Source organism: Verrucomicrobium sp., assembly GCA_028283855.1.
In the GTDB taxonomy this organism is placed as follows: Bacteria; Verrucomicrobiota; Verrucomicrobiia; order Methylacidiphilales; family GAS474; genus GAS474.
This window is the reverse complement of the sequence record JAPWJX010000003.1, coordinates 74,356-98,338: the sequence shown is the minus strand read 5'-3', so window position 1 is coordinate 98,338 and position 23,983 is coordinate 74,356. Positions and strand designations below refer to the sequence as shown.

The following is a 23,983-nucleotide window of genomic DNA, read 5'->3' as shown; positions in this document are numbered from 1 at the left end:
CCCTAGGCGGCCAGCTTCAGGACGCGGTTCGTCCGTTCCCGCACGGTCTGGAGCAGGGCGGCGTCCTGCGCCAGCGACTTCCCGTAGGAGGGGATGATCTCCGCCAGGCGCGCCTGGTGGGCGGGGAAGCATTTCTTCACGATGTCGAGCATGACGGAGACGGCCGTGGAGGCGCCGGGGGAGGCGCCCAGGAGGGCGGCCAGCGTGCCGTCTCCGGCGCAGACCAGCTCCGTGCCGAACTGGAGGACGCCGCCCTTTTTGGCGTCCTTCTTGATGACTTGGACGCGCTGTCCGGCCACCTCCAGCTTCCAGTCCTCCTTCCGCGCGCGCGGGACGAAGCCGCGCAGCGCCTCCAGCCGGTCATCCTGGGACTGGAGCACCTGGCCGATGAGGTATTTGGTCAGGTCGAGGTTGTCGAGGCCCGCGCGGATCATCGGCCAGATGTTGTCCGGCTTGAGCGAGGCGAAGAGGTCGAGGAGGGAGCCGCGCTTGAGGAAGCGGGTGGAGAACCCGGCGTAAGGGCCGAAGAGGAGGGCCCGCTTTCCGTCGATGACGCGGGTGTCCAGGTGGGGGACCGACATCGGCGGCGCGCCGACGGAGGCTTTTCCGTAGACCTTCGCCCCGTGGCGGGAGACGAGGTCCGGGTTGGTGCAGACCAGCCACTGGCCGCTCACCGGGAAGCCGCCGAAGCCCTTCCCCTCCGCGATGCCGGACTTTTGCAGGAGCGGCAGCGCGCCGCCGCCCGCGCCCAGGAAGACGAACTTGGCGTGGATCTTATGCACGGTGTGGTAGTCGAGGTCCTGCACGGCCAGCCGCCAGCCGCCGCGCTGCTTGTCGCGCTTGAGGCCCTTCACGTCGTGCCGGATGTACACCGTCACGCCTTGCTTCTGCAGTCCTTTGAGGAGGGTGCGGGTGAGGGCGCCGAAGTTCACGTCGGTCCCGGCGGCCGTCCGGGTGGCGGCGATCTTTTCCCCCGGATCGCGCCCGTCCAGGATCAGGGGCATCCACTCCGCCAGCTTGGCCGGGTCTTCCGAGTATTCCATGCCGTGGAAAAGGGGATGGGCGGAGAGGGCGGCGTGGCGCTTGCGCAGGTAGGCGGCGTTCTCCTCCCCGCGGACGAAGCTGGAGTGCGGCACCGGATTGATGAAGGCTTCCGGCTTGGGCAGGACGCCCTTTTCCACCAGGTAGGCCCAGAACTGCTTGGAAACCTCGAACGACTCGTTGATCTGGAGCGCCTTGGTGACGTCGATGGAGCCGTCGGCCTTTTCCGGAGTGTAGTTCAGCTCGCAGAGGGCGGCGTGGCCCGTGCCCGCGTTGTTCCAGGCGTCGGAGCTTTCGGAAGCCGGCGTGTCGAACCGCTCGAGGACGGCGATGGAGAGGGTGGGGTCTAGTTCCTTTAGGAGGGCGGCCAGGGTGGCGCTCATCACGCCGGCACCGACCAGGACGGCGTCGTAATGAAATTCGGACATGGGGCCCAGACTTTACCCAAAGGGAGGGGGACCTCCCAAGGCTTTACTTTGTAAACCTCTTCCCTAGCACTGGTTGACATGGCCACCCTCTCTGAACTGCAGGCCCTTTACGCGCTGCCCCTCTTTGAGCTGATCACCCGTTCCCGCGCGGTTTACGCCGCCCATTGGCCGGAGCAGGAGGTGCAGCTCTGCAGCCTCCTGAGTATCAAGACCGGCGGCTGCAGCGAGGACTGTTCCTACTGCGCCCAGAGCGCCCACTACTCCACCGGCGTCGAGTCGGAGAAGCTCCTTTCCCGCGAAAAGGTGATGGAAGCCGCCCGGGACGCCCGCGCGCGCGGGGCCAGCCGCTTTTGCATGGGCGCGGCCTGGAAAGGCCTGAAGGAGAACGACCCCAAGCTCGACGCCGTCTGCGAGATCGTCGACGACGTGTCCAAGCTGGGCATGGAAGTCTGCGTCACCCTGGGCCACCTGGACGCCGGGGCCGCCCGCCGCCTGAAAGAGGCCGGGGTCACCGCCTACAACCACAACCTCGACACCAGCCCGGACTATTATCCCGAGATCGTCACCACCCACACCTACGCCGACCGGCTGGAAACCATCTCCGCCGCGCAGCAGGCGGGCATGTCGGTCTGCTGCGGCGGCATCGTCGGCCTGGGAGAGAGCGCCGACGACCGGCTGAAGATGCTGGAGGTCCTTTCCGGCTTCAACCCGCCGCCGGAGAGCGTCCCCATCAACTGCCTGACCCCCATCGCCGGCACGCCGCTGGCGGAGCAGGACCCGGTCGACATCTTCGAGATCGTCCGCCTCATCGCCGTCACCCGCATCACCTTCCCGCAGGCGAAGGTCCGCCTCTCCGCCGGGCGCACCCGCCTGACCCGGGAGGGCCAGGCCCTCTGCTTCTACGCCGGGGCCAACTCGATCTTCTTCGGCTCCAAGCTCCTGACCGCCCCCAATCCGGAGGCCGACCAGGACCTGAAGCTTCTGAAGGAGCTGGGCTTCCGCATGCCCAGCCAGCTTGCTCCGGCTTCCGCTTGCTAAGGGGAGGGTACCCCTCCTACGGTACGCCCCATGTCGCAGCAAAAAGGATTGGGCCGGGGCCTCGGGGCGCTCATCGGCAGCCAGCTGGCCTCGCCGCAGCCCTCCGCGGAGAAGGGGGAAGTCGTCCAGAAAGTCCCCCTGGGGCAGATCGTCCCCAGCCCGTTCCAGCCGCGCAAGGTTTTCCACCCGGAGCAGCTTTCCGAACTGGTCGAGTCGATCCGGGAGCGGGGCGTCATCCAGCCCCTCATCGTCCGGCTGGTCAACGGCAAGCACGAGCTGATCGCGGGCGAGCGCCGCTGGCGCGCCTCCCAGCAGGTCGGCCTGGCGGAGGTCCCCGTCATCGTCCGCTCCGCCAGCGACCGCGAGGTGCTGGAATTGGCCCTCGTCGAAAACCTCCAGCGGGCCGACCTTAACCCGATCGAGGAGGCCGAGGGCTACGCCCTCCTCATCAACCAATTCCGCCTCACGCAGGAGCAGGTCGCCCAGCGGGTGGGGAAGAGCCGCGTCAACGTGGCCAACGCCGTCCGCCTCCTGGGCCTGGCCGACGAGGTGCGCGGCTGGGTCTCCCAGAACCGCCTCTCCGTGGGCCATGCGAAGGTCATCCTGGGCCTGCCCTCGAAGGACGAGCAGATCCTCGTCGCCCACCGGGTGGTGAAGGACGGCCTGACCGTCCGGCAGACCGAGAAGCTCGTCGACTCCCTGCCCGGCCGCACCCGCAAGCCGAAGGGCGCCAAGGGCCCCGGCGTGAGCGAGGCGGCGTGGACCGACCTGGAAAAGCGCATCCAGCGCGCCCTGGGCACCCGCGTCCGCATGCACGGAAACGGGGAAGTCGGGAAGATCGAGATCGAGTACTTCTCCGCCAGCGAGCTGGAGCAGCTCCTGGCCCGCTTCGGCGTCAGCGAATAACCCTCGGCGGGTTTTACCCCACCCGTTTCTTCACGTCGGCCTCGACCTCCGCCCACCAGGCGTTGAGGAAGGCGCGGGCTTCCTTTTCCGTTTCGGCGGGGGAATGGCCCGGCGCCACGGGGCGCTGGGTGAAGAAGTAGAACTTCACCTTCGGCTCCGTGCCGGAGGCGCGGACCGCCATGCGGTGGCCGCCCTCCACGTGGAAGAGGAGCATCGTCTCCTTCGGGATCGGCGTGCCGTCGACGTCGGCGAAGTCCTGCTTGCCGTAGTCGTCGAGCCGCTCGACGGGGAGGCCGCCGAGCTTTTGCGGCGGCTCCGCCCGGTAGGAGGCCAGGAGGGCCTGGATCTGCGCGGAGCCCTTGGCTCCCTCCATGGTGATGGTGCCCAGGCGCTCGGCGAAGAGGCCGTGCTCCCGGTAGAGGTCGGCCAGGGCCTCCAGGAGGGTCTTCCCCCGGGCCTTATGCCACGCGGCGACCTCCGCCAGCATGAGGGCGGCGGCGTTGCCGTCCTTGTCCCGGACGTAGTCGCCGCCGGAGTAGCCGTAGCTCTCTTCCCCGCCGAAGACGAAGAAGGTCCCCTTTTCCAGCTGCGCGGCGCGGCGCGCGGCGGGGGGCTGGAAGTGGTAGTCGGCCAGGCCGGTCGCCTGCTCGTATTCGCGCAGCTTGGCGCCGATGTATTTGAAGCCGGTGAGGCATTCGACGCATTTGACGCCGTAGCGTGCGGCCAGCTTCTTCTGCAGGTCGGTGGTGACGAAGGTCTTGATGAGCGCGGCGCGGCCCGCGTTCTGCGGCGTCAGCACGCCCTGGGCGAAGAGGCGCTCCAGCCGGTAGGCGGCGATGAGGGAGCCGATCATGTTGCCGGTGAGCAGGGCGTAGTTCCCCGCCCCGTCGCGGACGGCGGCGCCCAGGCGGTCGCAGTCGGGATCGGTGGCGATGACCAGGTCGGCCTGCTCCTCCTTGGCCTGGGCGATGGCCAGCTCCAGCGCGGCGCTCTCCTCCGGGTTGGGGGACTTCACGGTGGGGAAGCGGCCGTCCCCCTCCTGCTGCGCGGCGACGACGGAGAAGGGAACGCCGACTTCCTTGTAGAGGTCGGGGATGATCTGGATGCCGGTGCCGTGCAGGGAGCTGTAGACGATCTTCAGGCCCTTGGCCTCGGCGAGGGCCTGGGGCTCCACGATGAGGGTCTTAAGGGCCTGGCGGTAGACGGCGTCGGCGGAGGCGCCGAGGAGGGTGAGGGTGCCTTTCTCCGCCACGTCGGGGAGGGGGGCGCCCTTCTGCAGGGCCTCCACTTCGGCGATGACGCCGGAGGCGTGGGGCTCGACCAGCTGCGCGCCGTCGTCGAAGTAGGCTTTGAAGCCGTTGTCGTGGGGCGGATTGTGGCTGGCGGAGATGACGATGCCCGCCTGGGCGCGCTCCTGGCGGACGGTGAAGGAGAGCTGCGGGGTGGAGCGCTCCTCGGCGAAGAGGAGGACGTCGTGGCCGAGGGACTGGAGCTTTTCCGCGCACAGCTCGGCGAAGGGGCGGGAGTAGTGGCGGGTGTCGTGGGCGATGACGACCTTGCACTTCTTCCCCGGGAAGGCCTTCCGCAGGTGAAGGCCCAGGCCCAGGGCGGCGCGGGCCAGGTTGGCCCGGTTCATCATGTTGGTGCCCACGGCGGGATGCTCCGGCGCGCCGAGCGGCGTGGGCGTCCCCTTTTCGACGGGGGTGACGACCTTGCCGATGGTCCGGCCGCGGATGCCGCCGGTGCCGAAGGCCAGGGTCTTGAAGAAGCGGTCGTTCAGCTCGTTCCACTCCCCGGCGGCCAAAAGCTCCTCGATGCTGGCGCGGTCGCCGGGGGAGGTGGCGGGCTGGCCGTGGACCTTCAGGATGTTCTCCACCGTGGAGGGGAGGAGGTGGCCGGCCTGCTGCGCGGCTTCCAGCTGGTCGCGGACGGGATCGAGGGTGGGGGCGCTCATGGTTAGTTGGGCAAAGCGTTGAGGAGTTTTTCGTGGATGCCGCCGAAGCCGCCGTTGCTGAAGACGGCGACGACGTCCTGCTGCTGAAGGAGGGGGACCAGGCCGCGGACGATCGCCTCGGCGTCCCGCTCGTAGTGGGCGGGGATGCCGCGCGCGGCGATGTCGGAGACGACCTTTTCCGGGTTGAGCCGCTCTTCCGGGCGGAGCTGGTCGAGCGCGGCCACCTGGGCGACGAAGACGCCGTCGGCCTCCCCCAGGGCGGCGGGGAGCGTCTCCTGGAAGACGGCGCGGCGTGTGGTGTTGCTGCGGGGCTCGAAGACGGCCCAGAGGCGGCGGCCGGGATACTTTTGCCGCAGGCCGCGGATCGTCTCCCGGATGGCGGTGGGGTGGTGGCCGAAGTCGTCGATGACGGTGACGCCGCCCTTTTCCCCGCGCACTTCCTGGCGGCGGCGGATGCCCAGGAAGGAGGCCAGGCCCTTTTCCAGGACGGGAAGGGGGATCTGGTAGAACTGCGCGGCGGCCAGGGCCATGGCCGCGTTGCGGACGTTGAACTCCCCGGCCATCGGCAGGGTGAAGCGGTGGCCGAAGAGGGTGAAGCGGCTCTCCGCCGCGCCGTATTCGGCGTCGGTGATGCGGACCTCCGCGTCCGCGGCGAAGCCGACGCGCTTGACCGGCGCGGGGCTCTCCTGGACGACGGCCAGGGCGTTCGGGTCGTCGGCGTTGACCAGGATGAGGCCGTTGCGCGGGACCAGCTTTACCATCCGGCGGAAGGAGAGCTGGATGGCGGCCAGGTTCTCGTAGATGTCGGCGTGGTCGAACTCGATGTTGTTGATGATCGCCAGCTCCGGGAGGTAGTGGAGGAACTTGCTCCGCTTGTCGAAGTAGGCGGTGTCGTACTCGTCCCCTTCCAGGATCCAGTAGGGGCCGGACTGGCGCTTGCACCCCTCGGCGAAGTTGCGCGGCAGGCCGCCGATCAGGTAGGAGGGCTCCTTCCCCGCGTGCTGGAAGAGCCAGGCCAGGAGGGAGGTGGTCGTCGTCTTTCCGTGGGTGCCGGTGACGACCAGGTTGTGCGTGCGGGAGAGGAAGAAGTATTTGAGGACTTCCGGCAGCGCCAGGCAGAGGCGTTTTTGTTCCAGGGCGGTTTCCAGCTCCTCGTTGCCGCGGCTGATGGCGTTGCCGACGACGACGATCGTCTCCGGGTCCTGCGGCAGGTGCGCGGGGGAGAAGCCCTGGCCGGCGGGGATCCCCTTGCCCTCCAGGAAGGTGGACATGGGGGGGTAGACGTTCTGGTCGGAGCCGGTGACGTGGTGGCCCTGGTCCTTCAGCATGGCCGCCACGGCGCCCATGGCGGTGCCGCAGATGCCGATGAAGTGGAAGCGCAGGGGGACGGAGGCGCCGGTGGGGGAGAAAAGGCCGCTCATCCCTCGATCCAAGCCCTTACTTGCGGGAGCGGGAAGCGGTTTTTTTTGCGGCAGGGGCCGCCTTGGCCTTGGGTTTGGCCTTGGCCGGGGCCTTCGGCGCGGGCTGGGGGCGGAGGTAGGCGCCCAGGTCCAGGTCCCGCATTTTCAGGTCCGGCAGGGAGAAGGTGTTCTCCCAGTGCTGGATGACGGTCTTCAGCCCGGAGCTGACCAGGTTGAAGCGCCAGCGGATCGACTGCACCAGGTAGGGGCAGAAGCTGTAGAAGCCGACGAACTTCTTCCCTTCCGGCGAGGCGGCGGAGGAGCCGGCGCCCACCTGCTTGCAGACGAGGACGGCGTGGTCGTTCTGGCTCTCGAAGAGGACGAGCCAGTAGCGCATCATCTTCTCGTTGTCGGAGCGGATGAAGTCGATGCCCGGGCACCCCTTCGGCGCGGTGCCGCTGCCCCAGACGCGCACGGCGTCGAGGTCGCGCGCCAGGCTCTGGTAGCGCTTCTTGTGCGGCAGGAAATTGTCGAAGGTCTGGAAGGTGGCGATCAGCTCCCCCTCGCGCACCTCGGAGGCGAGGTCCTCGATGGCGTGGCTGACGGCCAGCAGCGTGTCGTGGTCGAAGACGTGGATGATGTCCCGCTCCGGGATGAAGACGGCCTCCCCCAGGGTCTTCTGGGTGTCCGGGCATTTCCCGCGGATGCGGAGGAGACGCGGCACCCCGTCGTTCTCCGGCAGGTGGAGATCGAGCTTCTTCTTAAACTTCTTCGCCGTTTTGGCCTCGGCGGGGGTGGGGGCAAACATGGATGGAGCGGGATCGGATGAAATTACGTTGGAACTCCCTAATAAACCCCGTTTTCCAGCGCCCGGCAAATCGATTTTATTCGGCCCGGCGGGCCTGGAAGAACTCCCGCAGGAGGTCCAGGGAGGGCTGGGCTGCCACCCCGGGGGTCAGCAGGCAGGTGTGATTGAGCCCTTTGAGGTCCAGCAGGTTGAAGGCCCCCCCCAGGGCTCCCGCCTTCGGGTCCCCCACGCCGAAGACGACCCGGTAGAGCCGGGTGTGGACGATGGCCCCGGCGCACATGGGGCAGGGCTCCTTGGTGACGTAGAGGGTGCAGTCGGTCAGCCGCCAGTCCCCCACCGCCTCCTGGGCCTGGGTGAGGGCCAGCATCTCCGCGTGGGCGGTGGCGTCCTTCAGCAGCTCCACCTGGTTGTGGGCGCGGCCGATGACCCGCCCCTCCCGGACGATGACGGCCCCGACGGGGACCTCCCCCGCCTGGGCGGCCTTGCGGGCCTGGCGGAGGGCCTCGGCCATGAAGGCTTCGTCACTGGCGCTTTCGTCGGCGAAGGGGTCGGGGCTTTTCATGGGGGGCAAAGAAGCGTATCTCCAAAATCATGTTTGTTGAGGAGATTCTGGGCGGCCTGCCCCTGCCGGACCGCGCCCTGTGGAAAGTCACCGGGGAGGACCGCGTCCGTTACCTAAACGGCCAGGTGACGAACGATCTTTCCCTCCTTACCCCCGGCCGCTCCCTCTACGGGGCGGTGCTGACCGGCAAGGGGCGGATGGAGGGGGAGGGCTTCTTCGCCGCCACGGAGGACGCCGTGTGGATCGACGCGCCGCTCCCCGTCCGGGAAAGCCTCCGCGCCCGGCTGGAAAAGTTCCTCATCGCCGACGACGCCATGATCGAGGACGTCACCGATTCCTACCGCCTCTCCCATTGGTTTGGCGAAGAGGCGCCCCCCGCCGCGCCGGGCCGGGTCGTGAGCCGCTCCGCCCGCTTCGGCCCGCCGGGCTGGGATGTGTGGGAGCCGGGCGCCGCGCCCTGCCTGCCCGCCCGCCTGGCCGCGCCGGAGGCGGTGGATCGGGCGCGCATCGAGCACGCCCTGGGCGCCTGGGGACGGGAGCTGGGGCCGGAGACGCTGCCCCAGGAGGCGCGGCTGGAAGAGGGCGGGCGGGGCCTTTCCTACGAGAAGGGGTGCTACGTCGGCCAGGAGACGGTGGCGCGGGTGCGGAGCATCGGCCACGTCAACCGGCGGCTCGTCCTCCTGCGCCAGGCCTCGGGCCCGGCGGGGGTGCCGGAAACGCCGCAGCCGCTCGCCTTCGGGGAGAAGGAGGTGGGAAAGCTGACCAGCGCGGCGGAGGGCATCGCCTTGGGCTACGTGCCCCGGACGCTGCTGGAGGAGGCGGGGGAATTCCGGGCGGGGGAGCGGGCCTACCGCATCGCCCCGCCTAAGGCCGGCTAGTCGACCTTGCCGGTATAGACGTACTTCTTGCCCGACTTCTTGAGGCCGGAAACCTTGCGGCCCGTCGTATAGAACCAGCTATAGAGATTGTTGCTCGGGGTCTTGAGCTTGTCGGAAAGCTCCTGGATGGTGAGCCCCTCGCTGCCCGCGGCGTGCAGGGTCTTGAGGAGGGTTTCCTTCAGGCGGCCGGGCTTGGAGCCCTTGCGCGGGCCGCGGCGGCCTTTGCTGCCGGGCTTGCGGCCGCGCGTCTTGGGCGCGGGGGAAAAGCCGGCGAGGGCTTCGATCTTCTCCTCGATCTCCTGCAGCTTGGCCGCCGCCTTTTCCTTGAGGGAGATGAGCTTGGCGAGGGACTTGAACTGGGCGCTGGTGAGATCGGAGAGTTTCATGAGCGAGTCACTCTAACCTCGATTCTATAAATAGTAAATATAGAATATATACTTACTCAAACTGGACCTTGCCGCCCCAGGAGATGACTTTGGCCTTGGCTCCGGCGGCTTCCGCCTCCGGGATCTGGTCGTTCTTCATGTAGGCCAGGGAGAGGCCGGTCCAGACCATGCCGTCGTTCGGCTCGATCTGGGCGGCGCGGCGGCCCGCCTCGATGGCGGCGGGGTAGTTCCCCTGCTTGTAGGCGGTCATGGCCAGGGCGTGCCACAGCTCGGCGTCCTGGGGGTCGAGTTCCAGGGCGGCGCGGTTGGCCGCCTCGGCGGCGGCCAGGTCGCCGGTAGCCAGCGCGGCGTGGGCGGCGTCGATCCACTCTTCCTTCGTCTTCATGAAAGGTTTTCCAAAAGGGTGTCCACCAGGCCCGCGAGGGTCTGCTCCTTGGCCTCGAGGACCGGCTCCCCTTCCAGCGCCCGCGTGGTGACGGGGCCGATGCTCAGGGCGCGCGGGGTGGGGCCGGCGGCGGGCGTCAGGCCCAGCCGTTTCCAGTTTTCCACCGTGCTGCCGCTGGTGAAGGCGATCCAATGGGCCCCTTCCTCGACGAAGCGCGTGCGCGCGGCGGCGGAGGCCGGGTCGGTCCCCTCGGCGGGGAGGGTCTGGTAGAGGGAAAGCTCCGTCACTTCCGCTCCGGCGGCGCGGAGGGCGGCGGGCAACTCCGGATTGGCCTGGCCGCCCCGGGCCAGGACGAAGCGCTTCCCCCGCGTCTCCTCCGGGGAGAAGGAGGCGACGAGCGCGTCGACGGTGAAGGCGGAGGGCTGGCGGTCGACGGCCAGGGCGCGGGCCCGGACGCGGGCGGCGGTGGCGGGGCCGACGGCGCCGATCCGCGCCGCGCCCAGCTTGCGCACGTCGCCGTGGCGGGCCAGGAAGGCGTCGAAGAAGAAGTCGGCCCCGTTCGGGCTGGTGAAGAGGAGCCAGTCGCAGGAGAAGTCGAGGGCGCCTTCCGGCAGCGGGGCGGGCTCGACGCGGATGGTCGGGATTTCCAGCACGTCGGCGCCGAGTTCCCGCAGCCGCGCGGTGAGGCCGCCCGCCTGCCGCCGCGTGCGGGGGACGACGACGCGCTGGCCGAAGAGGGGCTTCTTTTGGAACCAGGCCAGTTTGTCCGCCAGGGTGACGACGTCCCCCAGGATGGCGACGGCGGGGGGCTGGAAGGCCTGCGCCTCCGCCAGGTCGGCGATGGTTTCCAGGGTGCCGGTCAGGGTCTGCTGGCGCGTCCAGGTGCCCCAGCGGACGAGGGCGATGGGCAGGTCCGGCCGCGCCCCGGCCAGGACGAGGCGCTCGGCCAGAGCGCGGAGCCGCTCGACGCCCATGAGGAGGACCTTGGTGCCGGGGAGCTTTGCCAGCGTCTCCCAGTCGAGGGAGGAGTCTTTCTTCCCCGGCTCCTCGTGGCCGGTGAGGACGGTGAAGCTGGAGGCGAGGGAGCGGTGGGTGACGGGGATGCCCGCGTAGGCGGCGGCGGCGATGGAGGAGGAGACGCCGGGGACGATCTCGAAGGAAAGGCCCGCGTCGGCCAGGGCTTCCGCCTCTTCCCCGCCGCGGCCGAAGACGAAGGGATCGCCCCCCTTCAGCCGGACGACGACGCGCCCGGCGGCGACCTTGGCGACGAGGAGGGCGTTGATCTCCGCCTGGGTCAGGGTGTGATGGCCCGCGCTCTTTCCGGCGTAGACCAGCTCCGCGCCGTCCGGGGCGTGGCGGAGGAGCTCCGGGTTGCAAAGGTAGTCGTAGACGACGACGTCGGCCCGCTCCAGCAGCTCCCGCCCGCGCAGGGTGAGGAGGCCGGGGTCGCCCGGGCCCGCGCCGACGAGGTAGGCGACGCCCGCCTTCACCCTAGGATCTCCTCCGCCAGCGCCGCGCCCAGCGCGGCGGCGCTTTCCAGGGGGCCGCTCACCGCGCCGGAGCGGGGCGCGGGATCGTCGCCGATCCAGGCGATGCCGCGCAGGGTCAGGCCGTCGCCCTCCGGCGCGGCGTGCGCGCCGACGGGGGTGCGGCAGCCGCCGCCCAGGCCCTGGAGGAAGGCCCGCTCCGCGGTGACGGCGGCGCGGGTCGGCACGTGGTCCAGGGCGGCGGCGCGGAAGCGGTTGTCCCGGTCGTCCTCCCGGAGCTGGAGGGCCAGCGCCCCTTGGCCGGGCGCGGGGAGCATGAGGCTGTAGTCGAGGGGGACGACGGCGAGGCCGGAGACGTCCGGCCGGAGCCGTTCCAGGCCCGCGGCGGCCAGGACGGTGGCGGCCCAGCCGGGATTCTCCCGCAGCTTGCGCAGGCGGGTGTCGATGTTGCCCCGGATGGGGACGGTCCGCAGGTCGGGCCGCAGGGCCCGGAGCTGGGAGGCGCGGCGGCTGCTGCCGGTGGCGACGGTGGCGTCCGGGGGCAGGTCGGCGTGGGAGAGGCCCGCGCGCAGGACCAGGACGTCGCGCGCGTCGGCCCGCCGCGGGATGGCGGCCAGAACCAGGCCGGGCGTTTCCTCCGTGGGGAGGTCCTTGAGGCTGTGGACGGCCAGGTCGATCGTCCCGGCGCGGAGGGCTTCCTCGAACTCGCGGGTGAAGAAGCCCTTGTCCGGCGGCGGGCCGGGATCGCCGGGCCGGGCGGACCAGGCATCCCCCTGCGTCTTGAGGATTTCCAGGACGAAGTCGTGCGCGGGCCATTTGGCCGCCAAGGCGTCGCGCACCATGCCCGCCTGGGCCAGGGCCAGGGCGCTGCCGCGCGTGCCGATGCGGACGGGAGCGGCGCTCATGCCGTTTGGTTCTGGTAGCCGGGCTTTTCCAGCCAGGCCAGGAACTCTTCGACGTGGGGGAGGAGGATCGACTCGCACTGGGTCACTTCCGTCGCGCGGTCGCGCCGGGCGTTGCGGGCCAGGGATTCGAGGTCGTCGATATCGTAGAGGTAGACGTCCTCCAGGTGCTGGACGGAGGGGTCGATGTCGCGCGGCACCGCCAGGTCGATGAGGAACAGGGGGCGGCCCCGGCGGCGGGCCCGTTCCAGGCGGTCGCGGGAGAGGACGTAGGTGGGAGCGGAGGTGGAGCTGATGACGATGTCGACCTCTCCCAGGCGGGCGGGAAAGGCGTTCCAGGGAACGACCTCGCCGCCGAGGGCCTCGGCCAGCGCGCGGGCGTTTTCTTCCGTCCGGTTGGCGACGAGGAGGCGCCGCGCGCCGCGGCTTTGCAGGGAACGGGCGGTGCGCTCGCTCGTCGCGCCCGCGCCCAGCACCATCACGGTGCAATTGCCCAAGTCGCCGAAGAGCTTGCCCGCCAAATCGACCGCCACGGAGCCGACGGAGACCGCCCCGCGGGTGATGGAGGTCTGGGAGCGGACGGCCTTGGCGGCGGCGAAGGAGGCCTGGAAGAGGCGGTGGAGGCGCTTGCCGGTCAGGCCGCGGTCGGTCGCCAGGCGGTAGGCGTCCTTCACCTGGCCCAGGATCTCGGTCTCCCCCAGCACCATCGACTCGAGCCCGGCGGCGAGGCGGAAGAGGTGCTCCACGCAGTCGCGCCCGCGCAGGTGGAAGGAGTGGGCGGCGAAGGCGGCGGCGTCGGCCCCCTCCGTGCCGGGGAGGACGCTTAGGAAAAGAGGCCACTCGTCGGCGAGGGCCTGCGGGTGCGCGGTGAGGCCGAAATACTCGACGCGGTTGCAGGTGGAGATGAGGACCGCCTCCTCTAGCCCCAGGGAGTCGCGGACCTGCTCCAGCGCGGAGGGGAGGGCGGCCAGGCCGATCGCCGCGCGTTCGCGGACTTCCACCGGGGTCTTCTCAAAGGAAAGGCCGCCGCAGACGAGGGTAGGGCGGCGGCTCATACGGCGAAGCGGTGGGCGTGGGAAAGGGAGTTGATCCCCCAGAAGGTGAGGAGGACGAAGAGGTAGCCGCCCAGCGCGCACCAGGCGCCGCGCCGCGCGCTCAGGCCCAGGACGGCGGGGGCCAGGAGGAGAAAGAGGTAGAAGGCCCAGACGGCGGCCGACCAGACCAGCTTCACCCAGTCCATGGAAAGGGCCCGCGCCCAGTCGAAGCCCAGGCCGACGCCCAGCCCCAGGGTGAGGAGGACGAAGCCGACGACGAGGAGGCGCCGCTGGACGTGGGCCAGGTCCCCCATGGCGGGCAGGCGGAAGAACCAGCGGCCCAGGTGGTGCTCCCGCAGCTGGCGCTCCTGCACCAGGTAGAGGAAGGCCGCCACCGCCCCCAGGCCCAGCGCCCCGTAGGCCAGGACGGTGAGGGAGGCGTGCAGTTCCAGCGGCCAGCCCGTCGCGTAATGGGGGACGGGATTGGGCCGGTCGATGGGGGAGACGAGGGCGAAGAAATTGATGAGGGAGACGACCGGGGCGGTGAAGAAGCCCAGCAGGGAAAGCCGGTAGCCGCTGCCGACGACCAGGTGGAAGAACAGCAGCCCCCAGGTGAGGAAGGCGACCGTCTCAAAGAGGTTGGTGAGCGGGCAGTGGCCGATCATCCGGCCCCGCTGTTCCAGAAAGAGGGATTGGCAGGCCCAGGCGGCGGCCAGCAGGACATTGTTCCAGCGGGTGCTCTGCGGGCGGCCCGCGCCTAGGGCGAATGCGCCCCAGCCCGCGCTCAGCAGCGTCAGCCCGGTGGCGATGGCCAGCCAGTTCCGTTCGTCGATCATCCCGTCTACGCCAAAAGCTTCTGCACCAGGCCGCTGAGGGCCTTGCCGTCGGCGCGGCCGGCGGCCTTCGCCTGGGCGATCTTCATCACCGCGCCCATCTGCGCCTTCCCGGTGGCTCCGGCCTCGGCGATCGCCTCGCGGACCAGCTTCTCCAGCTCCGCCTCGGAAAGGGCGGCGGGCAGGTAGCCCTGGAGAACCTGGATCTCCGCCTCCTCCTTGGCGGCCAGCTCGGGGCGGTTGCCCGCCTGGAAGCTGGCGATCGAGTCCTGCCGCTTCTTGACCTCCTTGCGGATGACGGCGACGACGTCGATGTCGGCGGGGACGGAATCGGCGCCGCCCTTCTCGATCGCGGCGTTCTTCACCGCCGCCTTGAGCATGCGCAGGACGCCGAGGCGGTCGGCCTGGCGGGCGAGCATGGCTTCCTTGATATGCTGGTCGATCTGGGCGGAAAGGCTCATAGGGGGGCCGATTATGGCCCCCCCTGGGCCTAAGAGGAAGCGCTTTTGTAGGAGCGCAGGCCGTAGTGGAAAAAGGCGATGGAAACGGCGACGAAGGCCGCGGAAAGGGCGACCAGAGCCGCCGCCTCCCTCCAGGCCAGGGTGCCGAAGAGGGCGCGGGAGGGCAGGTTGGCCACCAGGAGGAGCGGCACGATCCAGGTGAAGACGAAGCGCAGGCCGCCCCGGAAGACCTCCCGGGGCTGGCGCATCAGGCTGCAGCACTGGTAGTAGGCGGTGACCAGGCCCTGGGAGCGGGTCATCCAGAAGGAGAGCGTGGTGAAGAGGAGGAGGAGCCCGTAGTGGATCGCCACGCCCGCCCCGACCAGGAGGAGCGCGGCGAGGAGGGAGAGCGGCGTGAAGGGCACGCCCGCGTGCGCCGCGCCGAAGGCGGTCACCCCGGCGGCCAGGAAGGCGTTGAGGGTCGAGCCGATGTCCCACCGCCGCGTGGTGACCTGGAAGAGGACCGGCGCGGGTTGGGCCAGGAAGAAGTCGAGCTTGCCCGTGCGCACCAGCTCCGGGAAGTCGATGAAGTTGACCAGGAAGAAGAGCTGGCAGACCTGCTGGATCACCTGCCCCATGCCGATGAGGGTGACCATCTGCCACTTCGTCCATCCGGCGACGGCGTCGACCTGGAGGTAGAGCACCTCGATAAAGGCCAGCTGGAGGGCGAACCAGGAGATCTCCACCAATACCCACAGGATGAAGTTGCCCCGGAACATCAGCTCCCGGGTCAGGGAGTAGCGCCCGGCGGCGAGCCAGATTTTAAGGAGGCGCATGGCTTAGCTCCCCACCGCGGTGTAGCGGCGCAGCCCCCGGCCCCAGGCCCAGGCGGCGAAGAGGAGGAGCGCCAGCGTCCAGGCCATCTGCCCCAGGAAGCCGTGCCAGACCGCCGCGCCGTGGATGCGGCCCACGAGGACGCCGGCGGGAAAAAAATACTCGTAGGCGAAGGGGGTGGAGAGGGCCGCCGACCGCCAGGGCTCCGGCAGGAGGTCGAGGGGGAAGGTGTTTCCCCCGGCCAGGAACTCGAGCGCGTAGAGCATGAAGGCGATGCTGCTGATCTCCAAAACCCAGAAGCCGAGGATGCCGACGAGGAAGGCGACGACGAACTGGAGCAGCCCCGATCCGGCGAAGGCCAGCAGCGCGGGCAGCCACGTTTCCGAGAGGGGCACGTTCGCGAAGAAATGGCGGAAGCAGTAGAGAAGGAAGGCCAGCGGCAGGAAGGTGACGGCGATGTAGACCAGCCGCCCGGAGACGAAGAGGATGAAGCGGTAGAGGAAGTAGTTCACCGGGCGGAGGAGGAACTGGTTGAGCTGGCCGTCGCGGATGTCGGCGGCGATTTGGAATTCCTCGTCCGTGGGGGCCACCGTGTTCGTCAGCACCACCAGCGCCAGGTAGTAGGCGATCATCAGCGGGTAGGAATAGCCGTCGATCGGCGCCTGCTTTTTGGCGAAGACCGCCTGCCAGATGAAGTAGGTGGTGAGGAGCGGGATCAGGTTGTAGGCCGCCCGCAGGAGGAAGTTCCAGCGGTAGACGAGGGTGTTCTGGATCCCCAGGGAAAAGACCTGGCCGTAGCGGGAGAACATGAGCCTTACTTCTTCCTCTTCCGCCGGATGCGGACGGCGACGGACTGCGCGTTGGGCAGGACGAATTTTTCCGCCACCAGCTTCACCGCGCGCACGCCCTCGAAGCGGAGCGCCTCGGCGGCGAGGTCCTCCGCCAGCGTTTCCAGGAGCTTGCGCGGGCGGTGGGCGGCCACGCGGGCCAGGGTGCGGGCCACGTCGCCGTAGTTCACAGTCAGGGCGATGTCGTCCCGGGCGGCGGCGGCTGCGGTGCCGCGGACTTCCAGCTCCACCGTCACCTCGACGAATTGCGGGTTGGCCCGCTCCGCGTCAGGGACGCCCAAATGAGTCTCAAGCCGCAAAGCCGAGATGAGGATGCGATCGGACATGCTCCAGGAGGGTGCGGCTGGGGCCGTTCAAAGGCAAGCCGAGGGCCTCGTCCGGCCGGATCCAGCGGAAGCAGTCGGCCTCCTCGTTGAGGCGGACGGAGGGGTCCTCCCCCGCCACGCGGGCCGTGTAGGTGAGGAGGATGAAGTGGGCCGGGTGGTAGAATTCCGGCGGATTGATGCAGTCGTGAATGCGGGCGAAGCGGACTTTCTCCAGTTCCAGGCCGGTTTCCTCCCGCACCTCCCGGATGACGGCGGCCTCCGCCGTCTCCCCGCCCTGGATCTTGCCGCCGGGGATGCCCCAGTGGTGGCTCCATTTGAAGGTCTGGATCATGAGGACCTCCCCGCGCCCGTTATAGAGCAGTGCGCCGACGGCGGGCAGGGGCGGCGGGGGCGTGGGCCGGTGGCCCAGGTGGACGAGGAGCTGGTCCAGGTCGCGGAAGAGGAGGTCGGGCGCGGCTTCCTTGAGTTGTTCCAGGGGCTCGGCGCCGGTGAGAAGGGCGCAGCTGGTGACGCCGCCGTGGCGGGCGGCCTCGATGGCGCGCCGCGTGTCGCCGACGAGGAGGGTTTCCGCCGGGTCCAGCCCCCGCTCGGAAAGGAGGCGCGGGACGGCTTCCCGCGGGTCGGCGCCGTCCAAAAGGGAGAGAATGAGGCCCCGCTCCCGGCAGGCCGCCCCAAAGCCCTGCCCGTCATGGAGCAGGCCGGATCCGGCCAGGATGAGGTGCTTGAAGGGGCCCTGGTTCACCCGACGATTTCGACTTCCGTGCCGACCTCGACCCGCTCGAAGAGGGCGGCGATGTCGGCATTGCGCAGGCGGATGCAGCCGTGGGAGGCGGCCTGGCCGATGCGGTCTTCCCGGTTGGTGCCGTGGAAGTAGACGTAGCGGTCCTTGCTATTGGCGTTGCGCGGTTCCAGCCCTTCCAGCCACAGGATGCGGGTGAGGACCAGGTCGTCCTCCGTCTCCGGGGCCTCGGGAGTCCAGACTTCCCCCGTGGCAACGCGGCCGACGAAGCGGGCGCCCAGGGCGGCCCCGTCGCCGATCTTGGCGGCGATGCGGTGTTTCCCGCGCGGCGTCTTCCAGCTGCCCGGCTCCTCGCCCAGGCCGAAGGAGGAGGTGCTGACCGGCGCCTGCCAGATGGTGACGCCGCCGTTGCGCAGTTCCACGAGCTGCCGCGCCGTGTCGACGCGGAGGTGGAGGCCGGCTCCGTTCGTGCTCATGGAAACGGCTTAGAACTCGTTGAGCCGGTCGATCAGCTGGCGCAGGCGGCCGTAGCCCTTCTGGTTGAAGGGCAGGCGCAGGCGGTGCAGGTGGGCCAGGTCGGGCTCGTTGGCCTCCTGCGGCAGCGGCTTGGAGAGGCGCATGGCGGCGGGGTCGGCCAGGATGTCGGCGAAGTCGTGCCGCAGCCGCTCCAGGGCCCCGTCCGGGATCGGGCGCTGAAGGCGGATGACCAGCTCCTTGTCGACGAAGCGGTAGGAATGGAAGTTGTAGTAGAAGGCCAGGATCTCCTTCTCCGCCAGCCGCAGGTCGTCGGTGAACTTGAAGAGGTGGAAGTCGTAGTCGGAGATGAGGCCGTCACGCAGCAGGTGCTCCCGCAGGTAGCGCTCAAAGGTCAGCCAGAAGTTGCCGCCCGGGGCGTCGATGAAGAGGACGGGCTGCACGGGGGTCTTGCCCGTCTGCATGAGGGTGATCGCCTCGAAGCCCTCGTCCATCGTGCCGAAGCCGCCGGGGAAGCAGACGATGGCGTGGGACTCCTTCACGAAGTTGAGCTTCCGGGTGAAGAAGTAGCGGAAGTGGATCAGCTTCGAGTCGCCGTCGATCGTCGGGTTGGCCCGCTGCTCGAAGGGGAGGTTGATGTTCAGGCCGAAGCTGTTTTCCCGGCCCGCGCCTTCCTGGGCGGCGCCCATGATGCCGTCGCCGCCGCCGGTGATGACCATGTAGCCCGCCTTCACCATCAGCTCGGCGAAGTCGCGCGCGGCCTGGTATTCCCGGTTCTTCGCCGGGGTGCGGGCGGAGCCGAAGATGCAGATCTTTTTCCGGTCGCGGTAGGGGGTGAAGATCTTGTTGGCGTAGCGCAGCTCCTTAAGGGCCTGGTTGTAGAGCTTGCGGTCGGCGCGGGTGGGCTTCTGCCCGGCCAGCTTGAGCACGGAGACCATCATCTCGTAATACTCGCGGCTGCTCGGGTCGATGCCCGCCTCCTTGAGGAGGTCGCGGATCTTCTGGTCTAAAACGGGGTTGTCGGTGGTGTAGGGGGCCGCAGGAACGGCTTTACTTTCTATGGCAGAGGGCATGATGGGGGAGAGACGCGGCCGGGATTCACGATGGCCGGTGTTGACAAGGAAAAGAAAAGCAGAAACGGCCCCAGATGGCAAACCTATTGGACGAACTGGAAGAGCGGGTGCTGATCGGCGACGGCGCCACGGGCACCTACCTCTATTCCCTGGGCATCCCCCAGGGGCGCTGCCTGGAGGAGGCCAACCTGGTCCGGCCGGAGCTGGTCACCCGCGTCTATGAGGAATATATCGCCGCCGGAGCCCGCGTGGTGGAGACGAACAGCTTCGGCGCCAACCGCCTGCGCCTGGCCAATTACGGCCTGGAGGAAAAGGTGGCGGAGATCAACTGGAAGGCCGCCCGTCTCTTAAAAGAGGCGGCCAAGGGGAGGGACGTCTACGTCGGCGGCTCCGTCGGCCCCCTTCAGCGGCGGCTGAGCGACCTCCCCATCTCCAACGCCGACCGCGCCCTCATCTACCGGGAGCAGATCGGCGCGCTGCTGGACGGCGGCTGCGACCTCATCTTCCTGGAGACCTTCACCGACCTGGCCGACCTCCTCATCGCCCTGGACGCCTTCCAGAACCTTTCCAACATCCCCGTCGTCGCCTCCCTGGGCGTCGCGGAGGAGGGGCGGTTGGGGAGCGGGGAGGACTTCCCCACCGCCTTCCGCCGCCTGCGGGAGGCGGGGGCCGACCTGGTCGGCATCAACGGTACCTGCGGCGTGCAGGCCTCCCTCCATCTCCTGCGCCAATTGGAGCTGGGCCCGGACGACCGCCCCGCCGTCTACCCCAACGCGGGCAAGCCGGAGTTCTACGAGGGCCGCTTCAACTACGCCGCCAGCCCGGAATACTTCGCCGCCAGCCTGCCCGCCTTCGTCGCGGAAGGGGCGCGGCTGATCGGCGGCGACTACGGCACGGAGCCCCGGCATACCGCCGCCCTGGCGGAGGCGGCCCGCGCCCTCCAGCCCGTTCCCCGCCGGGGCAAGCCCGGCCTCCGCCGCGCCGCCTCCGCACGCGTGGAGGCCGTTCCGGCGCCCGCCCCGGCGGAGCCCTCCCTCCTGGACCGGCTGAAAGAAAAGCCGCGCGGCCAGGCCACCATCGTCGAGCTCGATTCGCCGAAGAACCTCTCCATGGAAAAGTTCATGGAGGGCGTCCGCGCGCTCGACCGCGCGGGGGCCGACGCCGTCACCCTGGCGGACAACTCCCTGGCCATCCTGCGGGTGAGCAACGTGGCCGCCGCCGTCATGATCCGGCGGGAGCTTTCCATCCTGCCGCTCCTCCACATCGCCTGCCGGGACCGGAACCTCCTGGGCCTCCAGTCCGACCTCATGGGCCTGGGCGCCCTGGGCTTCCGGCACATCCTGGCCCTGACCGGCGACCCGGCCAAGGCGGGGGACCACCCCGGCGCCACCTCCGTCTACGACCTCAACTCCCTGGGTCTTATCAAGCTGCTGGCCGGGATGAACCGGGGCGTCAACGCCGTGGGGCGCGACCTGCGGGGCCGCTCCGACTTCGTCATCGGCTGCGCCTTCAACCCCAACGCGCGCAACTTCGACTCCCAGCTGCGGAAGCTCGAATCGAAGGTCGCCGCCGGGGCCGCCTACGTCATGACCCAGCCGGTCTTCGATCCCGCGCTGGTGGAAAAGACGGCCAAGGCCATCGCCCCCCTGGGCGTGCCGGTCTTCATCGGCGTCATGCCCGTCCTCAACGCCCGCAACGCCGAATTCCTCCACAACGAGGTCCCCGGCATCGTCATCCCGGAGGCGGTGCGGGAGCGCCTCCGCCACGCGGAGGGGGACGCGGCGGCGGAAGTCGGCCTGGCCTTCGCCAAGGAACTGCGGGACGAGGTGCGGGCCCACGCGCCCGGCCTCTACCTCATCACCCCCTTCCTCCGCTACGACCTGAGCGTGCGGCTCATGGAGAAATGAGCGGCGCCGCCCTTTTGGGGCGCGTCCTCCGGCGCGCCGGGCGGGAAGCGGCCTGCTTCCCCCTCCTCCACCTCCGTCCCCGGCTGGAAGCGGCCCGCCGCGCCCGGCATTGGGCGGGGAAGGGCGCCGCCGCCGTGCCGCGCCAGATCCTCGTCGCGCAATTGGCCGACATCGGCGACATGGTCCTGACCGGCCCTTTCCTGCGCCGCTTGCGCGGCCTTTATCCGGGGGCCCGCATCGTCCTGGCCGCCGCGCCCCATGTGGCCGAGTTCGCGCGGGGCTGCCGCCACGTCGACGCCGTCGCCCCGTTCGATTTTCAGGCGCTGGCCGGTCCCGCGTGGCGGCAGGCCACCGCGGGGTGCCCCGCCTGGTGGCGGGAGGCTGCCGCGCTGCGGGAGCGGGAATTCCCCGGCCTGCCGCCCGACCTGGGCCTCTCCGTGCGGACGAACCAGGACGTCGTCCAGGCGGCGGCGCAGGTCGTCCTGGCGGGCAGCCACGGGCGGCGTCTTTTGGGCATGCCGGTGAAGCCCCTGCTGGGCTACTTCCGTTCCGGCCTGGTCCTGGACCGGGTGGTCCCCGTCCCCCGGGCCGGGCACGAGGTGGAGCGGCAGGCCGCCCTCTTCGAGGCCCTGGGCCAGCCCGCCGCCGCGCCCGGCCCGCTGGAGCCGTGGATCACGCCGAACACCGCGCGGGAGGCCGCCGACGTCTGGCGCTCCCTTGGCTGGGCGGAGGACCGTCCGGTCGTCGGCCTCGGCATCGGCGCGGGCCATATGGGAAAGGTTTGGCCCGCCGCGCGCTTCGCCTCCCTGGCGCGCCGGTTCCGCCGCGTCCATATCGCCGTCATCGGTTCCGCCGCCGACCGGGAGGCGGGGGAGGAAATCGCCCGCGCCTGCGGGGCCAACGCGGCGAACCTGGCGGGCCGGATGCCGCTGGAGGTGACGGCGGCTTTCCTGGCCCGCTGCGGCCTTTTCGTCGGGAACGACTCCGGCCCCCTCCACCTGGCCGCCGCCGCGGGCGTGCCGGTCGTCGGCCTCTACAGCCGGGAAGATCCCGCCCGCTGGGCTCCCTGGACGGAGCGGCGGGAGGTGCTGCGGGAGGCGGAGATCGGCCGTCTGGAGCCGGAGGCGGTGCTTGCCGCTGCCCGGCGGCTTCTGCCAGTTTGAGGCCATGCGGCTGCTCCTTCTCTTTCTTCTCCTTGCCCTGCCGCTCCACGCCGCGCCGGTTGAGGGGACCGACGTCGACAACCGGAAGACCGTTCTCAACGCGTCCGGGCGGGTCGGCGTCGTCTTAAGCTCCTCTCCCGCCACCCAGAAGGCGACGCGGGAGGCCGGGCGGGTCCTGGACGCGTATCGCGGGCGGCCGGACTTCCAGCTTTTCATCGTCGTCGACCTGCGCGGCTCGATCGCCGGGGCGCTGCCTCCGATCGTGCGCGGGGAGATGCGGGAAAACCTGAACGGCGAGGCCAAGCGCCTGGCCCCCTTCTACGCGGCCAACGGAAACGCGGAGAATCCGCGCGGGAGCCTGGAAGCCTTCTCCGATTTCGACGGGAAATTGAGCCGCTCCCTGGGCTGGGCGGAGACGCCGGAGAAGCTCCGCTGCGTCGTCTACGGGAAGGACGGGCAGGAGGCCGCCCGCTGGGACGACCTGAGGGACTACGCCGCCTTGCAGGCGGCGGTGAAAAAGGCGCTGGGCCTTTAGCGCTCGAAACGCTGGCGGACCTTTTCCGCAAGCGCGCCGAGGCGCGTTTGCTCCCGTACCGGCGGCCGCTTGAAACCGGCGTCGGCCAGGGCTTTCACGATCTCCTCCGCAGATTCGGTGGAGCGGGTCCGGTATTTCCCCTTCTCGCCGTGGTCGCGCGTCGTCGTGGTCACCACCGTCCGGGCCTGGTCGGGCCCCTTTTCCCGCAAGGTGACGATCTTGGAGACCTCGTTGTGGTAGTTAATGGGGCCGTGGAGCCAGAGTTCCGGCAGCCGGAAGCCTTTGAAGGCGACCGGGGCCGCCTCGCCGTCCGGAGTCTGCACGCTCACGCTTTTGCCGCTGGTGCCGTAGCCGGAGTTATGGAGGGAGTGACGTTGGATTTCAGGCATGGGTTAGCGGTGAAAGTGTTGCTGAAGCTGTTCTACGAAAGCGCCAAGGGGGCCCTGTTGCACAACGGGCGGCCGCTTGAAACCGGCTTCCTGCAGGGCTTGCAGGATCGCCTCCGCCGATTCGGTGGAGCGGATGCGGGATTTTGTCGGCTTGGGATAACCGTTTTCGAGGCGCGTGACCACGGTTTTGGCGTGGTCCGGCCCTTCTTCGCGGAGCTGAAGGATTTTCGAAACCTCGGAATGGGTGTGTCCGTTTCTAATTCCCGCGATCCACATGTCGTGGGCCACCGACTTGGCGTATCCGGCCGGGGTTTCGACGCTGACAAAAGTGCTGTGTCCGGCGCCCACTCTGGAGATGAGGCCCCAGCCTTCGTATGTGCTGCGATCGATGTGGGCCATATGAGTGGGTGGGCTAGCGGCGGAAGGCGTCGACGATCTCGTCCTTTACGGCGCCGAGGAACGATTGGGTTTTCACGGGCGGGCGCCGAAATCCGGCCTCGACCAGCGCCTGCACGATGGACTCCGCCGATTCGGTGGAGCGGATGCGGGACTTTTCCGGTTTGTTGTAGTGGAAGTCGCTGGAGTCGGTGGAGAAGACCACTGTCTTGGCGTGGTCCGGGCCTTCTTCCCGCAGCTTTACCACCTGCGAAACCTCCTGGGAATAGCGCCAACCGGAACGCATCATGAGGCTGTCCGTCACGTAGCGGCTGTCGCGGGCGATCGAGGCCTCCCCGGAAGGGGTGGCTACGGCCACGGACTTGCCCGATTCGCCGCAGTGATAACTGTCGAGATGGTGATGGATAACGTGCGCCATATAGGATGGGGCGGTTTTATTCCCTCACGCCGAAGGTGCGGTCCATCCAGGCGCTGAAGGCGCTCTGGGTCTTTATCTTGGGCCGCTCGAAGCCGACCCGCGACACGGTGCCGGCGATCTCCGCGGCCGACTCGGAGGAGCGGATGCTGGAAAAGCTCCACTGTGAGGAATGATAGACCTGGGGATAGAAATCGGCATGGACTCCTTTCACGATCGTCTTGGCGCCATCGGGAGCTCCCGGCCGCAGCTCGGTGATGCTGGCCACCGGTCCCCATCCCAAGTGCTTGAGGGATTCGCCGGTGTGGTTCTGAATGTCGGTCACGAGCCGTTCGTCGCCGGAGGCGGCTTTGACGTACAACTTCGTGCCCTGAGGGGTGTGAAGGAGGGATGCCATAAGGT

Annotated in this window: 28 protein-coding genes; 6 read left to right on the top strand and 22 right to left on the bottom strand. The window is 69.2% G+C overall.

From position 1 onward, the window contains the following. Positions 1 to 2: 2 nt before the first annotated feature. The gene (locus PW734_01825; protein MDE1169942.1) at positions 3 to 1,469 is read right to left on the bottom strand and encodes a malate:quinone oxidoreductase; all 1,467 of its coding nucleotides are present in this window, start codon (positions 1,467 to 1,469) and stop codon (positions 3 to 5) included. Between the two features lie 78 nt (positions 1,470 to 1,547). Here PW734_01825 and bioB point away from each other — a divergent pair, with 78 nt between their 5' ends. Both bioB and PW734_01815 read left to right on the top strand, forming a co-directional pair. Further along, entirely contained in the window at positions 1,548 to 2,507 is a 960-nt protein-coding gene (bioB, locus tag PW734_01820) for a biotin synthase BioB (GenBank protein MDE1169941.1), read from the top strand. Between the two features lie 30 nt (positions 2,508 to 2,537). After that, positions 2,538 to 3,413 (top strand): ParB/RepB/Spo0J family partition protein, encoded by an 876-nt coding sequence (locus PW734_01815; GenBank protein ID MDE1169940.1) that lies wholly within the window; start codon positions 2,538 to 2,540, stop codon positions 3,411 to 3,413. 13 nt (positions 3,414 to 3,426) lie between these two features. On the opposite strand, the gene PW734_01810 is transcribed toward PW734_01815, so the two are convergent. From PW734_01810 to tadA, 4 genes are all read right to left on the bottom strand, one after another. After that, on the bottom strand, positions 3,427 to 5,367 hold the full coding sequence (locus PW734_01810) for a phospho-sugar mutase (protein ID MDE1169939.1): 1,941 nt from the start codon (positions 5,365 to 5,367) through the stop codon (positions 3,427 to 3,429). A 2-nt stretch (positions 5,368 to 5,369) separates the two neighbouring features. Then, on the bottom strand, positions 5,370 to 6,788 hold the full coding sequence (mpl, locus tag PW734_01805) for a UDP-N-acetylmuramate:L-alanyl-gamma-D-glutamyl-meso-diaminopimelate ligase (protein ID MDE1169938.1): 1,419 nt from the start codon (positions 6,786 to 6,788) through the stop codon (positions 5,370 to 5,372). 16 nt (positions 6,789 to 6,804) lie between these two features. Continuing rightward, complete coding sequence (locus PW734_01800) at positions 6,805 to 7,575, bottom strand: DICT sensory domain-containing protein (protein MDE1169937.1); 771 nt, start codon at positions 7,573 to 7,575, stop codon at positions 6,805 to 6,807. Positions 7,576 to 7,651: 76 nt separating this feature from the next. Further along, the gene (tadA, locus tag PW734_01795; protein ID MDE1169936.1) at positions 7,652 to 8,137 is read right to left on the bottom strand and encodes a tRNA adenosine(34) deaminase TadA; all 486 of its coding nucleotides are present in this window, start codon (positions 8,135 to 8,137) and stop codon (positions 7,652 to 7,654) included. Positions 8,138 to 8,166: 29 nt separating this feature from the next. Between tadA and PW734_01790 the strand changes: the two genes are divergently transcribed. Beyond that, positions 8,167 to 9,015, top strand: coding sequence for a hypothetical protein (locus PW734_01790; protein MDE1169935.1), 849 nt, complete (start codon positions 8,167 to 8,169; stop codon positions 9,013 to 9,015). On the opposite strand, the gene PW734_01785 is transcribed toward PW734_01790, so the two are convergent. Genes PW734_01785 through PW734_01725 form a run of 13 tightly spaced genes read right to left on the bottom strand, consistent with a single transcriptional unit; the run spans position 9,012 to position 18,776 of the window. Beyond that, positions 9,012 to 9,401 (bottom strand): hypothetical protein, encoded by a 390-nt coding sequence (locus tag PW734_01785; GenBank protein MDE1169934.1) that lies wholly within the window; start codon positions 9,399 to 9,401, stop codon positions 9,012 to 9,014. The two genes, PW734_01790 and PW734_01785, sit on opposite strands and share 4 nt — an antisense overlap. A 52-nt stretch (positions 9,402 to 9,453) precedes the next feature. After that, a complete protein-coding gene (locus tag PW734_01780) occupies positions 9,454 to 9,786 on the bottom strand; it encodes a tetratricopeptide repeat protein (protein ID MDE1169933.1) in 333 nt (110 codons plus the stop codon). Continuing rightward, positions 9,783 to 11,276, bottom strand: coding sequence for a uroporphyrinogen-III C-methyltransferase (cobA, locus tag PW734_01775; GenBank protein ID MDE1169932.1), 1,494 nt, complete (start codon positions 11,274 to 11,276; stop codon positions 9,783 to 9,785). The genes PW734_01780 and cobA overlap by 4 nt, the downstream gene beginning before the upstream one ends. After that, positions 11,273 to 12,178 carry a hydroxymethylbilane synthase gene (gene hemC, locus PW734_01770; GenBank protein ID MDE1169931.1) on the bottom strand — a complete coding sequence of 302 codons (906 nt, stop codon included), beginning with the start codon at positions 12,176 to 12,178 and terminating at the stop codon, positions 11,273 to 11,275. The genes cobA and hemC overlap by 4 nt, the downstream gene beginning before the upstream one ends. Next, positions 12,175 to 13,230 carry a glutamyl-tRNA reductase gene (hemA, locus tag PW734_01765; GenBank protein MDE1169930.1) on the bottom strand — a complete coding sequence of 352 codons (1,056 nt, stop codon included), beginning with the start codon at positions 13,228 to 13,230 and terminating at the stop codon, positions 12,175 to 12,177. The genes hemC and hemA overlap by 4 nt, the downstream gene beginning before the upstream one ends. Beyond that, positions 13,227 to 14,045 (bottom strand): cytochrome c biogenesis protein CcsA, encoded by an 819-nt coding sequence (gene ccsA, locus PW734_01760; protein MDE1169929.1) that lies wholly within the window; start codon positions 14,043 to 14,045, stop codon positions 13,227 to 13,229. The genes hemA and ccsA overlap by 4 nt, the downstream gene beginning before the upstream one ends. A 5-nt stretch (positions 14,046 to 14,050) precedes the next feature. Continuing rightward, positions 14,051 to 14,503: a GatB/YqeY domain-containing protein gene (locus PW734_01755; protein MDE1169928.1), complete on the bottom strand. Its 453-nt coding sequence runs from the start codon at positions 14,501 to 14,503 to the stop codon at positions 14,051 to 14,053. A gap of 29 nt (positions 14,504 to 14,532) precedes the next feature. Beyond that, the gene (locus PW734_01750; protein ID MDE1169927.1) at positions 14,533 to 15,318 is read right to left on the bottom strand and encodes an ABC-2 family transporter protein; all 786 of its coding nucleotides are present in this window, start codon (positions 15,316 to 15,318) and stop codon (positions 14,533 to 14,535) included. A gap of 3 nt (positions 15,319 to 15,321) precedes the next feature. Next, positions 15,322 to 16,125, bottom strand: coding sequence for an ABC-2 family transporter protein (locus PW734_01745; GenBank protein ID MDE1169926.1), 804 nt, complete (start codon positions 16,123 to 16,125; stop codon positions 15,322 to 15,324). 5 nt (positions 16,126 to 16,130) lie between these two features. Then, on the bottom strand, positions 16,131 to 16,490 hold the full coding sequence (locus PW734_01740) for a dihydroneopterin aldolase (GenBank protein MDE1169925.1): 360 nt from the start codon (positions 16,488 to 16,490) through the stop codon (positions 16,131 to 16,133). After that, positions 16,453 to 17,232 carry an NUDIX domain-containing protein gene (locus PW734_01735; GenBank protein ID MDE1169924.1) on the bottom strand — a complete coding sequence of 260 codons (780 nt, stop codon included), beginning with the start codon at positions 17,230 to 17,232 and terminating at the stop codon, positions 16,453 to 16,455. The genes PW734_01740 and PW734_01735 overlap by 38 nt, the downstream gene beginning before the upstream one ends. Continuing rightward, positions 17,229 to 17,705 carry a L,D-transpeptidase gene (locus PW734_01730; protein ID MDE1169923.1) on the bottom strand — a complete coding sequence of 159 codons (477 nt, stop codon included), beginning with the start codon at positions 17,703 to 17,705 and terminating at the stop codon, positions 17,229 to 17,231. The genes PW734_01735 and PW734_01730 overlap by 4 nt, the downstream gene beginning before the upstream one ends. A 9-nt stretch (positions 17,706 to 17,714) precedes the next feature. Continuing rightward, a complete protein-coding gene (locus tag PW734_01725) occupies positions 17,715 to 18,776 on the bottom strand; it encodes a TIGR00730 family Rossman fold protein (protein MDE1169922.1) in 1,062 nt (353 codons plus the stop codon). A gap of 74 nt (positions 18,777 to 18,850) precedes the next feature. Here PW734_01725 and PW734_01720 point away from each other — a divergent pair, with 74 nt between their 5' ends. From PW734_01720 to PW734_01710, 3 genes are read left to right on the top strand one after another with little or no spacing between them, the layout of a single operon-like run. Then, a complete protein-coding gene (locus PW734_01720; GenBank protein ID MDE1169921.1) occupies positions 18,851 to 20,683 on the top strand; it encodes a bifunctional homocysteine S-methyltransferase/methylenetetrahydrofolate reductase in 1,833 nt (610 codons plus the stop codon). Beyond that, a complete protein-coding gene (locus PW734_01715) occupies positions 20,680 to 21,846 on the top strand; it encodes a glycosyltransferase family 9 protein (GenBank protein MDE1169920.1) in 1,167 nt (388 codons plus the stop codon). Before PW734_01720 ends, PW734_01715 begins: the two co-directional genes overlap by 4 nt. Then, positions 21,815 to 22,381 carry a hypothetical protein gene (locus PW734_01710; GenBank protein MDE1169919.1) on the top strand — a complete coding sequence of 189 codons (567 nt, stop codon included), beginning with the start codon at positions 21,815 to 21,817 and terminating at the stop codon, positions 22,379 to 22,381. The genes PW734_01715 and PW734_01710 overlap by 32 nt, the downstream gene beginning before the upstream one ends. Here PW734_01710 and PW734_01705 read toward each other — a convergent pair. Genes PW734_01705 through PW734_01690 form a run of 4 tightly spaced genes read right to left on the bottom strand, consistent with a single transcriptional unit; the run spans position 22,378 to position 23,978 of the window. After that, a complete protein-coding gene (locus PW734_01705; protein MDE1169918.1) occupies positions 22,378 to 22,770 on the bottom strand; it encodes a hypothetical protein in 393 nt (130 codons plus the stop codon). The two genes, PW734_01710 and PW734_01705, sit on opposite strands and share 4 nt — an antisense overlap. A 3-nt stretch (positions 22,771 to 22,773) precedes the next feature. Next, on the bottom strand, positions 22,774 to 23,169 hold the full coding sequence (locus tag PW734_01700) for a hypothetical protein (GenBank protein MDE1169917.1): 396 nt from the start codon (positions 23,167 to 23,169) through the stop codon (positions 22,774 to 22,776). A gap of 13 nt (positions 23,170 to 23,182) precedes the next feature. Beyond that, positions 23,183 to 23,584: a hypothetical protein gene (locus PW734_01695; protein MDE1169916.1), complete on the bottom strand. Its 402-nt coding sequence runs from the start codon at positions 23,582 to 23,584 to the stop codon at positions 23,183 to 23,185. Positions 23,585 to 23,600: 16 nt separating this feature from the next. Then, entirely contained in the window at positions 23,601 to 23,978 is a 378-nt protein-coding gene (locus tag PW734_01690; GenBank protein ID MDE1169915.1) for a hypothetical protein, read from the bottom strand. Positions 23,979 to 23,983: the final 5 nt, after the last annotated feature.

Coding starts and splice junctions, on each gene's coding strand:
- PW734_01825 (MDE1169942.1), bottom strand. CDS start 1,469: ATGTCCGAATTTCATTACGACGCCGTCCTGGTCGGTGCCGGCGTGATG.
- bioB (MDE1169941.1), top strand. CDS start 1,548: ATGGCCACCCTCTCTGAACTGCAGGCCCTTTACGCGCTGCCCCTCTTT.
- PW734_01815 (MDE1169940.1), top strand. CDS start 2,538: ATGTCGCAGCAAAAAGGATTGGGCCGGGGCCTCGGGGCGCTCATCGGC.
- PW734_01810 (MDE1169939.1), bottom strand. CDS start 5,367: ATGAGCGCCCCCACCCTCGATCCCGTCCGCGACCAGCTGGAAGCCGCG.
- mpl (MDE1169938.1), bottom strand. CDS start 6,788: ATGAGCGGCCTTTTCTCCCCCACCGGCGCCTCCGTCCCCCTGCGCTTC.
- PW734_01800 (MDE1169937.1), bottom strand. CDS start 7,575: ATGTTTGCCCCCACCCCCGCCGAGGCCAAAACGGCGAAGAAGTTTAAG.
- tadA (MDE1169936.1), bottom strand. CDS start 8,137: ATGAAAAGCCCCGACCCCTTCGCCGACGAAAGCGCCAGTGACGAAGCC.
- PW734_01790 (MDE1169935.1), top strand. CDS start 8,167: ATGTTTGTTGAGGAGATTCTGGGCGGCCTGCCCCTGCCGGACCGCGCC.
- PW734_01785 (MDE1169934.1), bottom strand. CDS start 9,401: ATGAAACTCTCCGATCTCACCAGCGCCCAGTTCAAGTCCCTCGCCAAG.
- PW734_01780 (MDE1169933.1), bottom strand. CDS start 9,786: ATGAAGACGAAGGAAGAGTGGATCGACGCCGCCCACGCCGCGCTGGCT.
- hemC (MDE1169931.1), bottom strand. CDS start 12,178: ATGAGCGCCGCTCCCGTCCGCATCGGCACGCGCGGCAGCGCCCTGGCC.
- hemA (MDE1169930.1), bottom strand. CDS start 13,230: ATGAGCCGCCGCCCTACCCTCGTCTGCGGCGGCCTTTCCTTTGAGAAG.
- ccsA (MDE1169929.1), bottom strand. CDS start 14,045: ATGATCGACGAACGGAACTGGCTGGCCATCGCCACCGGGCTGACGCTG.
- PW734_01755 (MDE1169928.1), bottom strand. CDS start 14,503: ATGAGCCTTTCCGCCCAGATCGACCAGCATATCAAGGAAGCCATGCTC.
- PW734_01750 (MDE1169927.1), bottom strand. CDS start 15,318: ATGCGCCTCCTTAAAATCTGGCTCGCCGCCGGGCGCTACTCCCTGACC.
- PW734_01745 (MDE1169926.1), bottom strand. CDS start 16,125: ATGTTCTCCCGCTACGGCCAGGTCTTTTCCCTGGGGATCCAGAACACC.
- PW734_01740 (MDE1169925.1), bottom strand. CDS start 16,490: ATGTCCGATCGCATCCTCATCTCGGCTTTGCGGCTTGAGACTCATTTG.
- PW734_01730 (MDE1169923.1), bottom strand. CDS start 17,705: ATGAGCACGAACGGAGCCGGCCTCCACCTCCGCGTCGACACGGCGCGG.
- PW734_01725 (MDE1169922.1), bottom strand. CDS start 18,776: ATGCCCTCTGCCATAGAAAGTAAAGCCGTTCCTGCGGCCCCCTACACC.
- PW734_01720 (MDE1169921.1), top strand. CDS start 18,851: ATGGCAAACCTATTGGACGAACTGGAAGAGCGGGTGCTGATCGGCGAC.
- PW734_01715 (MDE1169920.1), top strand. CDS start 20,680: ATGAGCGGCGCCGCCCTTTTGGGGCGCGTCCTCCGGCGCGCCGGGCGG.
- PW734_01705 (MDE1169918.1), bottom strand. CDS start 22,770: ATGCCTGAAATCCAACGTCACTCCCTCCATAACTCCGGCTACGGCACC.
- PW734_01700 (MDE1169917.1), bottom strand. CDS start 23,169: ATGGCCCACATCGATCGCAGCACATACGAAGGCTGGGGCCTCATCTCC.
- PW734_01695 (MDE1169916.1), bottom strand. CDS start 23,584: ATGGCGCACGTTATCCATCACCATCTCGACAGTTATCACTGCGGCGAA.
- PW734_01690 (MDE1169915.1), bottom strand. CDS start 23,978: ATGGCATCCCTCCTTCACACCCCTCAGGGCACGAAGTTGTACGTCAAA.